We start from the raw sequence: 12,124 nt of genomic DNA, 5'->3' as shown, positions 1-12,124 counted from the left end.
TGTATCAGTAACTGGTTAAATTATAAGTTTATAAAAGAACTAATTATTTCCAATTCTCACCAATGATTTTTATCAAAAACAGAACATCTGTTTTTGTAAGTTTTTATCCGCCCGGCATTGATAAAAAATTGTAATTTAGCCTGACTTCATAAAAACTGACGAATGCAAAAGACCATCAACTATAAAATCATCCTCATCCTGCTGATTTCTTTTCTTTTATCAGATTCTGTCTCTCTATCCCAAAACAAAAGCATCACCATCATCGTTGAGTCTCTGCCGGGAAACACTCCTGCAGATGAACCCATTTTTGTATGCGGAAACTTTAACAACTGGAACATCAGAGACACTGTCTATCAGCTGAAACAAAGAGCTGATGGAAAGCTAATGGTAAATATTCCTGACGTTGCTGACACCATTCAGTTTAAGTTTTCCAGAGGTGACTGGATGAAAATTGAAACATCATCGGACAACTCGTACCTCCCAAACCGGACATTGATTGATAAAACGGAAGACCATATTGATGTACGCATCCAAAACTGGCAGGACTTGGGAGGAAGAACCTCCATGCCGGTATTTGTATTCATCTTGTCTGCAGCCATTCTAAACGGGATATTTCTAATTATTCTGTTGAGGAGTAAAAAGAAAAAATACGACACCCGCAAAACCAGACATACCATCATCTGGACCCTCACACTCATATTGGTTCTGTTGGGAGCCGTTATCTATGAGTTTTCCAATCCGCTATGGAAATTCAGATTAATGCAGGGTTTCGAGTTGATGCTTTTCCTTGCAGGCCCCCTTGTTTTCATCTTTTACCGCTCTTTCCTTACAAAAATAAAATCAATTTCGCCGGTTCACTATACTCCTGCCTTATTGACTTTCATCCTTAACATGTTCCGTCTTTCGGGGCTTTGGCAGACAGCCTGGCTACAAGTCTCTTTAAAAAACAACCTTTTTCTCATTGATGCCATCCTTATTTTAACGGGAAGCATTTCTCTCCTCACATACGTTTCTCTCTCCATCTTTACACTTCTTAGGCACAAAAAAGCAACTAAAAGAGAAAATACCTCTCACCCATATGCATTCTCAATCAATTCGCCCAATGAAGTAAACTCAGATACCACACCTGCAGCATCTTCCGAATGGATGTTTTTATATCTGACGGGTGCCATCAACCTTATGTCCGTAATTGCCGGAATATCTCTATTCTGGCTGATTGCATCCGGCCTTCTTCTGTTCAGGAATTATCAGGACATTCCCCTTTCCCTTTCCTCCATCCAACTATTTGTCATCTTCTACTTCGTCTATTTTAATGAAGCCATTTTTTATCCGCCCAAGACCGAAAAGATCAATGACCTCAACCGAATACTGGCCAACAGGATTCTAATGATCATGCAGGAATCCAAACCATTCCTTAATCCTGATTTAACCCTTGCCGGCTTTGCTGAATCCATAGACAATAAGCCGCATACCATTTCAAAAACCATCAACGACTGTTTTAATAAAAACTTCCGCGACTTCATTAATGAATACAGAGTAAATGAATTCATTAAAAAAATGGATTCCGAAGATGCAAAAAACATGACCTTCCTCTATCTTGCTTACGAAGCAGGGTTCAATTCAAAATCAACTTTCAATCTTGCATTCAAGAAAGTTACAGGATTATCTCCAAGAGAATATTTCTCCACAGAAAAATAGAACCCTATATAAGACAATCACTTAAACGTCCTATTTTACAAAACCGTACCACAACCAAAGTCCTAAAACCCAAAATAAGTCGATTTTATCTTTCCGTTTTACCAACTTGCCAATGCAAAAAAAGGTCTGGATTTACCAATATTAAAATCCCTTTACATCACACCAGACCACATAATTCACTACAAAATCCAGGTAAAATGAAAAAAATCTTTACAATGCTAAGCATGGCCATGCTTATGCTGTCAGGAAATCTGACAATGCAGGCCCAAAACGATGTTATGCTCCAGGCTTTTTACTGGGATGTACCAGTAGATGCGGAAACCAACAACGGTTTCTGGTGGGACAATCTGTACAACAAAGCATCCGAGTTCAAGGAAATCGGTATCACAGGCATTTGGATTCCCTCGCCGGCTAAAGGAAACTGGGGAATCTATGATATGGGCTACGGCATCTTCGACCACTATGATCTTGGTAATTACAACCAAAAAGGAACCGTCGAGACAAGGTTTGGAAGCCGCCAGGAACTGGAGAGTATGATTGCTGCCATGCATGACACCAACAACGGACAACCAAAAGTGGAGGTGTATGCAGACATCATCCTGAATCACATGTATTCATCGGAAGAAGATGCAGAGGCAAATCCGGCAGTAAAAGAATACGTCTTCGATGAAGCCTTCAGGAACGGTCAGCAATATGTTCCCTATCCCACCAACGAAATAAAGTGGGTAATAGAAGATGCTGCCGCTGGTGACTATTACATCAAATTCAAAGGATTCTATCTCGATTACTCGGTTTCGTATCAGGAACGTGCCTACGACATCCAGATTGACTACAACAACAGCGGTTTTGGAAGTTCCTACAGCTGGGAAAGTGAACCCAACAACGGAAACGGAGAAACAAACACCTTCCCGGCATCCGGAGAAACGGTCAGAGCATTCATCAATTCGGAAGGTGACATTGATGAATTTAAAGTGACTGCTCCCGGCGGGAAAGATATCATCATTCAGTTAACCGCACGCAGGCAGTCCGGCGATGAATGGCAATGGGCGGATCAGACTCACGGATTCTATCCTTCTGAGATATGGCACAACGGGCAAAACCTTGCTGTCAACGAACTGAAAGCCATCACCAACACGGGAATATCATACATCAATCATACCGGAACCGGGGAAGCCAACCTTACCTGGGATTACTCCTATTTTCACCCGGTTGATGAGAATGACTGGCTTGGCAACTGGGGCTCGGGAGACGAAATCATTACCAACACCAAAGGGTTTGGAAATGATCTCAATACTTTCGACCCAAGAGTCCAGACACGCATGAATAATTGGGGTGAATGGCTCAGTGATGAAATCAATTTTGACGGTTACCGACTCGATTTTGTCCGCGGATTTCAAGAGGAATATGTGGCCAACTGGATTGCAAACCTGCCGCCCATCAATAATCAGCAAAGATTTATTGTGGGAGAATACTGGGGTTCTGCTTCAAGTATTCAAAGCTGGGTAAACAATGTGGCGACCAACGGCGCAGATGCCGATGCTTTTGACTTCCCCTTAAAATCAACATTGACAGGAATGTGTAACGGAGATGCGGGTTTCGATATGAACTGGCTCAACCACGCAGGCATGATACGTAACGGGGATGGTAACAGTCTTCCGGGAACATCGGTAGTTACTTTTCTTGAAAATCATGACACCGGCAAAGAACATGACAAATGGGTTACCAAAGACTGGCATCTGGGATATGCCTACATGCTTACTCACGAAGGAAAACCCTGCATCTTTTACCCCCATCTCTACGGAGTAACCCTTGTGGACAATCACGATGCCTCTGTACAGATCGAGGTTCCTGCTTCTTTGAAAGAGGATCTTAAAAAACTTATTTTTATTCGCAAAACCTACCTCAATGGCAGCCTCTCTGTCCTGAGTGAATCAGGAAATCCATATCCTTCTTCCGACACCCATGATGTATATGTTGCCAGAAGAGAGGGGAACAACAGCAAAGGTGGCGCCATTGTCGTTCTCAACAACAGCCACTCTGACAAAGGTCTTTGGGTGGATGCAACCCCTCAGGATTGGAGTTCATGGACCAATAAGACGCTTGTTAACGCTTTTAATGAAGAACAAACGACGGAGGTTTTTGGAGACGGAAGAGTTTGGGTGGAAGCCCCGGCACGTGGTTACGCGATCTATGTGCTTCAGGAGGATTATGAAAATTACAATGATTTAAAAACCATAACATCAGACAATAGTCTTATAAATCAGACCTCAGATTCTGACAATAAAAGCGAACTGAGTGTTTTCCCAAACCCTGTAAAAGCAGGTCAGTCGATTCAGGTGACAGGTACCTTTGAGGGGGCAGTTCAGATTCAGCTTTTCGACAAACACGGCCGGATGGTTTTTAATCAAAAGGAGGTTCAGCCTGCCGGAAATGATCTTTGCATTACCTGCCCCGGAATAAACCGGGGCGATTACATCCTCAGCGTAAAGGATTCAGAAAAATCGGAAAGTCGGTTTATTTCTGTACAATAATTCAAAAAAACATTTAGGCTATGGTTTAAAATAACGTTTTTGCAATTAGAGATTGCTTCTGGCATTGCCCTCGCAATGATAGTGTACTGGATGAAAGATAGGAAAAAAGGGTGCGGCAGCGCCGCACCCTTTTTTCCTCCCTCCTTCAGTGTGGCGTTGTCATTGCGAGGGCTCAGCCCAAAGCAACCTTTAAACACCGATACACAACTATAAATTTAAGCCAATATTAATTTGAGCTCACGGTAGAGGTTCAGTTTGTATTACTCAATTATGGAAAGAAAAAACTCACCAACCGGATAATCCATCGCTACTGCAAAAACGGGTTTGTTCTTTTCTCCTCTCCAATGGTGGTTTTAGGCCCATGCCCGGAATAAACAGTAACATCATCAGGCAAAATCAATAATTTCTCCCGAATACCATCAATCAACTCATGCTGGTTCCCTCCCGGAAGGTCTGAGCGACCGATGCTTCCCTTAAACAAAACATCTCCGGCAAGAAGAACTTTTTCTTCTGCACAATAAAAGGCAATGCCACCGGGTGAATGTCCGGGAATATGAATGACGTCAAAAGAGACATCACCCAGCTCGATTTGGTCGCCATGATTCAGATATCTGGCCGGATAAGGAGGGTTCTCATTCATATCCATTCCGAAGCCTGCAGCCATTTCTTTTGTTCGCTCCACCAAAAAAGCATCTCCTTCATGGCCAATGGGCTCCAGCCCCCATTTTTTTGAAACAAATCCGGTACCCAGCACATGATCAACATGCAGATGTGTTTGAAGCAACAACTTAGGTCGGAGATTTAAACCCTCCACTTTCTCTACCAAACGCTCTTCTTCATGCGGAAAAAGCATTCCGGGATCCACAATTGCACACTCCCCATTATCGGTATAAACCAAATAAGTATTTTCCTGAAATGGATTGAATACTAAACTCTCAATATGTATCATAACATTTTACGCTTTCTGATTCCTGATTCTTCTTATTATTTCACAATCCCTTTTAGAAGGGGCACAAAAGCAAAATCACCAAACTTCTCCTGTTCGAAGTCATCTTCTGATAAACGTTTAATTCTTATCATTGTTTGCGACTTTACCCCCACAGGCAGCACCATTATTCCTCCAACTGCAAGTTGAACCAGCAGCCCGGCCGGGACTGATTCCGCTCCGGCCGTAACAATAATCCGGTCAAAAGGTGCTTCATCGGGCAACCCAAGATTCCCGTCACCCAGAAAAAGTCTGATTTCCTTATAACCTGTTTTCCGAAGCAACGTTTGGGTCTTCTCATACAATTTTCTCTGTCGCTCCACCGAATAAACCTCAACTCCCATCTCGGCAAGCACTGCTGCCTGATAGCCTGACCCGGTGCCTATTTCCAGCACCTTACACCCGGGGAAAACCTCAAGCAAACTGCTCTGAAAGGCTACAGTATAGGGCTGGGAGATGGTTTGCCCCTGACCTATCGGAAACGCTTTATCCTGATAGGCAAGATGAACAAAAGAGGGATCCATGAAAAGATGCCTGGGAACCCGGCCAATGGCTTCAAGAACGCTTTTACTGGTTATACCCTTTTTTTCGACCTCTTTTACCAGTCTGTTTCGCAACCCGATATGCCGAAATGAATCATTTGCATTTAACATGGAACAAAAATAGCCTGATGACCGTAAGAAAACAAAAAAACATCTTCATTCTAATGCCGTTAGTCAAAAGAAAAAACAATTTTCCGTTATAAAACATACCAAAAGAAAAAACAATTCGTAATTTATCTTAGTCCCTCAAGAGAAAACCCGACTCCTTAGACCGATCCCGCATATTCAAATTTTATGAAATTTAGGTCGGAATTATTTTTGCTCTCAGTTTTTATAGAAATAATCCCTCAGCAAACAGAACAAAAAGATCCGGCCAAACATTATCGATGAATGAAGTTTACCAATAAAGAAACTACAAAGCGCTCAAGCAAAACCCTTTCGCTCCTGTTTTTTCAGGAACCGGGAGAGAGTGTTTTGCAGCGAATTCAGGGATACATTGAAGAGCATCATTTTATGCAAATTCAGTATTTCAGCGAACACATGCTGCCCCTGACATTCAAATTCTCAGGAGATCTGTCCGTTTTTCAGCAGACATTTCAGCAAAACCCGTCGCGGGAATTATTGGTCGTGGGAACACCTCCCGGGGGGCTTATTTCGCACGAAATTTTGCTCACATTAAAACTGTCGGGAGCCACCATAAAACTTATCCCTGCAGAAATAGATCTTCTAACCGGACTGCTGGAAATAAGCAACATTCACGACATTCCGCACATAAAACTTTTTCCGGATAAAATCGGTGCAACTCAAAAATATCTGAAAAAGCTTTTGTCCATTTTCATTTCCATTCCGGGAATTATCCTGACCGGACTTATGTTGCCCTTGATAACTCTGCTGATCAAAACGACCTCCCCGGGACCTGTTCTTTACAGACAAAAAAGACTGGGTAAAAATGCCCGACCTTTTACCCTTTATAAATTTCGGACCATGCAAGCCGATGCCGAAAAAAATGGCCCTCAACTGTCAGGAGACTACGACATCAGGATTACCCGGGCCGGGAAATTTCTCAGATACTGGCACATTGACGAATTGCCTCAATTCTGGAACATTCTCAAGGGAGACATGGCATTGGTAGGCCCCCGACCGGAGCGTCCTTTTTTCGCACATTTTTTATCTCAGAAAATCCCTTACTACAAAGTCATTTATCAGCAAAAACCGGGACTTACCTCCCTGGGAATGATAAAATATGGTTATGCAAGTGATACCGAAGAGATGACAGATCGTCTATACTATGATATTGTCTATCTTAACAATCCATCTCTCGCCATGGATGCCAGAATACTGCTGAACACCATCCGCTATCTGGCACTTAAGATGTTTTTCAGCCCATCAGAAAAGAGAAAGGAGAAAAGACAGGATGAGCTGCAAACGCTCACTTCGTCGCATGATCCAATTATACGATGGGTATCGTTTAAAAACAAAATAAACGGCTAAGTCATCCACATACAAACAAAAAAGGCCGGAAACCTCCGACCTTTTTTTACCTGGATAATTCACAAATAATCTTTTGCAATGTTATTTGAACATTTTATTAAGAAAATCCATGAATTAGCCGGTTTGACTATGAAAAATTGAATCTGCGTGTTATTCTTTAATTATTTTATGCCAGGAAGAGCTGTCCTTGCCGGTTGAAATCTCCATAAGATATAAACCGGTGGCAAGCGATGACAAATCATAAGAGTTCTTTCCTTCTGCTGACTCCTCAAACACAACTCTGCCGGAGAAATCATATACCACAACTCCTGAGACTTGTTGATTCCCCAGAGTTTCAATATAGATTTTATTTTCAACCGGATTTGGGAAAACGCTTGTACCGTTCGCATTCTCAAAAACGTCCGGCCCGGTGGATGTCACATTTCTAAAACCCGGCAACTTCTCTGACGTGTAAAGAACAAATTCTCCGGGACGAAGCGAGATCATCATATTTTCATTGGTGACATTGATGCTGTCGCCCTGAAAATGGTTGTACCACCATCCCGGGCGACTGAAAAAGGCCTCTTTACTTCCTTTTTCCAGCCCGAAATTTCCAACCAGCCGTACATCAACCTCTGCGCCGTTCAAAGCAATTCGTTTCACAGATCCGGCGACATCCATCTCAAAATCAGCAGTTGCAAACACTTCATGGTTCTTCCGAAGTTGAATCATTTCCGCATAGAAGTTCCACAATGATTCCCGGGCATAATCCTCCTGGTAATCCCATTTTGGTGGTTTTTGTCCAAGACGACCTCCGTCATCAATACTCACATCATACCCCAGTTCTCCAAACTGCCAGATCATTTTAGGACCCGGAATTGACATCAGGAAGGTAGAAGCCATGGCAGAACGCAGAATAGCGGTCTCCAGTTCCCGTACATCATAACCATTGGATGAATCGCCAAAATTCAAAGCCCTGTACATTACCCGCTCTTCGTCATGACTCTCCATATAAGCCACCACATTGGGAGAATCCCATCCGCGACGCTGGTAAGATGCCCATGAGAAATCTGATGCTCCACCATCATTGTAGCCCATCACACCTTCACTAAACGAATGATTCATATTTCCCCACAGCAAAATACCATGATTGGCCAGTTCAGTCTCTTCGGAATTATCGGAAAGATGTTCAAATATCACTATGGCATCCGAATTTCTTGCCCAAATTTCATTGGTCATCCTTTTTAAAATAGCAATCCGACTGGCATCATAATCACTGGCCCATGAACTGGTGCCATAAGGAGTGTTGGTAAATCCTTTGGTGAAATCGAATCGAAAACCGTCAATTCTGAATTCAGACATCCAGTATGAGTTGATGCTGTCAACCAATTCACGGGTATATTCACTGTCGTGATCAAAATCATACCCCCATTGAGCATCCGGGTTAGCCATATTGTGATCGCGATTGTACCATGGATTGTTCGCTGCAGGCTTTCCTCCATCCCAGTACATTCGAGCAAGAGGAGACTGGCCAAAACTATGATTCAGAACCATATCCATAATAACTGCAATACCTCTGGCGTGACATTCATCAACAAATTCTTTATAATCATTTGCGGTGCCGTAAGCCTTATCGGTGGCGAAATAGAAAGAAGGGTTGTATCCCCAGCTGTCATTTCCTTCAAATTCATTGAATGGCATCAATTCAATTGCATTAACGCCCAATCGTTGCAGATAATCCAGGGTGTCGGTCACTGTTTTAATGTCCTGTGCTGAAGTAAAATCACGAATCAGCAACTCATAAATGACCAAATCTTCAGTGGCCGGGGCAACAAAATCAGCTGTTTTCCATACATACTCATCCGGAGTAGTCGTAAAAACAGAAACAATACCATCTGCCCCTTTAGCTGTGGGATAAGGTTTCAGTCCGGGATAAATATCCTCAGAAATATATCGGTCATTCCAGGGATCCAGCACCTTATTGGTATAAGGATCAGCTATCTTCACTTCTCCATCAATATAATACTGATAGGCATATTCTTCTCCGGCTGTAAGTCCCGTAATAGTCAACCAGAAAAATTCGCCATCTTTTTTCATCTGTGCATCAGGACGGGGTTCCCAACTATTGAAATCGCCCAAGACATACACAAACTCCTTTTCAGGTGCCTGAAGAAGCAAGGTTACTGTGTTCTCGTCGATGATATTGACTCCGTTTTTCAATCCTTCCGGCCGTGGTTCTGCAACCACAGGTTCCTGAATGTAGAAATTCACAGTGTCGGCATCGGTTTCTGTTCCTGCTGAAGCCACCAGTATCAGCTGATGACTACCCTCATTCGGAGCATTAAAAGAATAAGTCAACTCACCAGTAGTCGAGCTTTCTACGGATGCATCGTCGAAAAAAAGTTCCAGATTCTCAGAATCCTGGCCCTGTCCGGTCACATTAATCAATGCGCCGGGACTGAAAAGAGCACCATCGGCAGGTTCGGCCAATAAGGCGGTCAATCCGGAGGAATAAACATCAACCAAAATATCTTTACCGCCCTCATCCTTCCCTTCTTTCCAACTACCGCCAACCTCAGCCTCACTTCTGAATACAAAAGCCATTTTCAGGATCTCTTCCCCTTCGGGCACTTCATAAAAAGTTCTGATATCAGGGGTGATTGTCAACTCATAAGCATTGTCGGCAACCCTGGTCAGCTTTGCTTTTTCAACATTCACGCCCCAGTCGGCCACCACATACTTCCAATCCGAATCACCCGTACTTTCACTGGTAATAACACCGGTATGGGCATAAACATCCCCGGTGTAATCCTCCAGCCCGCCTGTACCCTGAGTAGCATCAAATGTTACTACAATCTCACTTCCTTCGACAGGGATTGCAGGTTGAGTTGAAATTACCTGAGCCGAAACCATTTGAAAGCAACTCAAAAACCATAAAAAAGAGAGACTTCTTAGCATGTACAATAATTTTATATAAACAGAACATTTCCTTATCAATAAGCTTTAATAATAAAGCGGCCACCACTGATTATTCTCAATAAACTGTGGTAAGTATGTTTGAATATGAGTAACAACTTTCCCTGATTCCTTATTAATAAATTGAACCATTACTTTAACAACAATACGACCGTCGGCCTCCTTCTTTAAAGTGGGATATTGTCCGTTACTAACATCAAAATAAGTATAATTGGAAATGCCATATTCATCACAACTATTGTATGGGGAATCAAACCCTTCAATTAACTTAAACCATCGATTCCCTTCAGAGTCATTAACAAGTTCATCTCCGGCAACATCGGTAGCATAAGGGGGAAATAGGGAGCATCTGTTCAAATTCGTTGGGCCACTATAAAGATCATAAAAATATAGCTCTGCTTTCTTTTTTATAACAACTATATCATCTTGTATTTCAGGATTAATTTTGATATCAAAGCTATTTCGATCTAAAGAAAAAAACTGACAATATTTAAAATTACCTTTATAACTTTGAACTGGTGAATAAATTTGTTTATACCTAATTGTAGGAGTCGTAGATAAATTAAACACACCCAAAGGAACATCCTCATTATCGATATATTTGCTCCCACCTGACTGATAAATTGACCCTGGAACATATAAATTTGTTACTTGAACTGGCTCTTGCTCTGTAACGATACCACTCAAATCAATAGAGGTACTCATTTTTAAATCTACATACCCATTATTACTCGTATTTCCTTGATGAATCAAAGAGTTAACTAAATTTTGAACAGGATTTAAGGTTAAATTTAAGAAATCAGACACCAATGCCCCACCTGCATTTCCAACGGCTTCTGCTGTTTTTTGAGAAAGTTGAGGACCGACCAGACTCCACCAAGATTGAGGTTCTTTAGAATTGGCAGTGGCTGTAGCCCCGGTATCAATAAAATTATTATTTCCAAAATCTTTTTTAACAGAACTATTATCAATTTTGATACCACCAATATTAAAAAGATTAGATTGTCCCTTAGAATCGATTATTACATCCCCCGTTATTTCTCCAGCTTGAACTCCTGTCAAATCTATATGAGAAATATTAATACCCCTCAAGTAAAAGAATAAGTCATTTTCATCCACATCAAGGTTAGGAACATTATCATCATAAGCCAATGTAAAATCAAATAAATACCATTGGTTCTCTACCAAACCTTGACCTATAGAAAGGTTTCCCCAATCTCCACTTATTGACTCAGTATAATCATTCGAACGCCGCTTATCCATTGGCTTGGCAAAATCACCGACAAAATTAAGAAGACTTGTTGAACCTGTTAGCTGAAGACCATATCTTAAGTCAGAATAGGAAGATACCCCTTCATGGTAATACCAAAATCTCAGAATTCCTCGAAATTTATTATAGAACATCAAAAATTTATTAGGCTCAGGATGACCATCATCCATAGTGAAGCTATTAAAAAGCAACCTCCAACCATCTTCTGATTTAATATCTAAAGCAAGTTCTCGAGGAACGGCTGTAGAAGCCATAGATTTCCATGGTAATCTCGGCAATAATGGATCACCAGAAACGTATTCTTCATTTTCCCAATCAAAACTCAAGGATTGACTTTTTAATGTGGATGAGTTTACCGACGGATCTGGAATAGAATCATTAAAATTCAATTCCTCTGAACAAGAAACAAAAACCAAACATGTTAAAAAAACAATAAACTTTTTCATAACAATGATATTTTATCTAAACAATAATATTTCCTCAAATAAACTTTTTTATTATCTTCAACTAAAATCACACATTACAATTCAACCAAAACCTCGCAGACATCTCTCTTTCTCATAGAGATTCTTAAAAGACATTTCTTTCCTAAAAATCTTAAAAATTCAATATCCCAAAATAACAACTATCAAAACCTCTTTTTAACAACAGA

At 41.4% G+C, this 12,124-nt stretch carries 7 protein-coding genes; 3 read left to right on the top strand and 4 right to left on the bottom strand.

What is annotated here, in order from left to right; translation table 11 throughout:
• The first annotated feature begins 162 nt into the window (after positions 1-162).
• Positions 163-1,698, top strand: a complete 1,536-nt coding sequence (locus BY457_RS16115; protein WP_106154357.1) for a helix-turn-helix domain-containing protein — start codon at positions 163-165, stop codon at positions 1,696-1,698.
• A gap of 197 nt (positions 1,699-1,895) precedes the next feature.
• Positions 1,896-4,229: a T9SS type A sorting domain-containing protein gene (locus tag BY457_RS16110; RefSeq protein WP_106154356.1), complete on the top strand. Its 2,334-nt coding sequence runs from the start codon at positions 1,896-1,898 to the stop codon at positions 4,227-4,229.
• Positions 4,230-4,536: 307 nt separating this feature from the next.
• Here BY457_RS16110 and BY457_RS16105 read toward each other — a convergent pair whose 3' ends face one another.
• Positions 4,537-5,178 (bottom strand): MBL fold metallo-hydrolase, encoded by a 642-nt coding sequence (locus BY457_RS16105; RefSeq protein ID WP_106154355.1) that lies wholly within the window; start codon positions 5,176-5,178, stop codon positions 4,537-4,539.
• 35 nt (positions 5,179-5,213) lie between these two features.
• The gene (locus BY457_RS16100) at positions 5,214-5,867 is read right to left on the bottom strand and encodes a protein-L-isoaspartate(D-aspartate) O-methyltransferase (RefSeq protein WP_106154354.1); all 654 of its coding nucleotides are present in this window, start codon (positions 5,865-5,867) and stop codon (positions 5,214-5,216) included.
• A 279-nt stretch (positions 5,868-6,146) separates the two neighbouring features.
• Here BY457_RS16100 and BY457_RS16095 point away from each other — a divergent pair, with 279 nt between their 5' ends.
• Positions 6,147-7,247, top strand: coding sequence for a sugar transferase (locus BY457_RS16095; RefSeq protein ID WP_106154353.1), 1,101 nt, complete (start codon positions 6,147-6,149; stop codon positions 7,245-7,247).
• Positions 7,248-7,397: 150 nt separating this feature from the next.
• Here the strand turns inward: BY457_RS16095 and BY457_RS16090 are convergent, their stop codons facing one another.
• Together BY457_RS16090 and BY457_RS16085 are read right to left on the bottom strand one after the other, a co-directional pair.
• Positions 7,398-10,184: an alpha-amylase family glycosyl hydrolase gene (locus tag BY457_RS16090; protein ID WP_106154352.1), complete on the bottom strand. Its 2,787-nt coding sequence runs from the start codon at positions 10,182-10,184 to the stop codon at positions 7,398-7,400.
• 45 nt (positions 10,185-10,229) lie between these two features.
• Positions 10,230-11,918, bottom strand: coding sequence for a hypothetical protein (locus BY457_RS16085; RefSeq protein ID WP_106154351.1), 1,689 nt, complete (start codon positions 11,916-11,918; stop codon positions 10,230-10,232).
• Positions 11,919-12,124: the final 206 nt, after the last annotated feature.

This window comes from Marinilabilia salmonicolor (genome assembly GCF_003003035.1).
Taxonomy (GTDB): domain Bacteria; phylum Bacteroidota; class Bacteroidia; order Bacteroidales; family Marinilabiliaceae; genus Marinilabilia; species Marinilabilia salmonicolor_A.
This window is presented reverse-complemented; position numbering and strand designations above follow the sequence as displayed.

Coding starts and splice junctions, on each gene's coding strand:
- BY457_RS16115 (WP_106154357.1), top strand. CDS start 163: ATGCAAAAGACCATCAACTATAAAATCATCCTCATCCTGCTGATTTCT.
- BY457_RS16110 (WP_106154356.1), top strand. CDS start 1,896: ATGAAAAAAATCTTTACAATGCTAAGCATGGCCATGCTTATGCTGTCA.
- BY457_RS16105 (WP_106154355.1), bottom strand. CDS start 5,178: ATGATACATATTGAGAGTTTAGTATTCAATCCATTTCAGGAAAATACT.
- BY457_RS16100 (WP_106154354.1), bottom strand. CDS start 5,867: ATGTTAAATGCAAATGATTCATTTCGGCATATCGGGTTGCGAAACAGA.
- BY457_RS16095 (WP_106154353.1), top strand. CDS start 6,147: ATGAAGTTTACCAATAAAGAAACTACAAAGCGCTCAAGCAAAACCCTT.
- BY457_RS16090 (WP_106154352.1), bottom strand. CDS start 10,184: ATGCTAAGAAGTCTCTCTTTTTTATGGTTTTTGAGTTGCTTTCAAATG.
- BY457_RS16085 (WP_106154351.1), bottom strand. CDS start 11,918: ATGAAAAAGTTTATTGTTTTTTTAACATGTTTGGTTTTTGTTTCTTGT.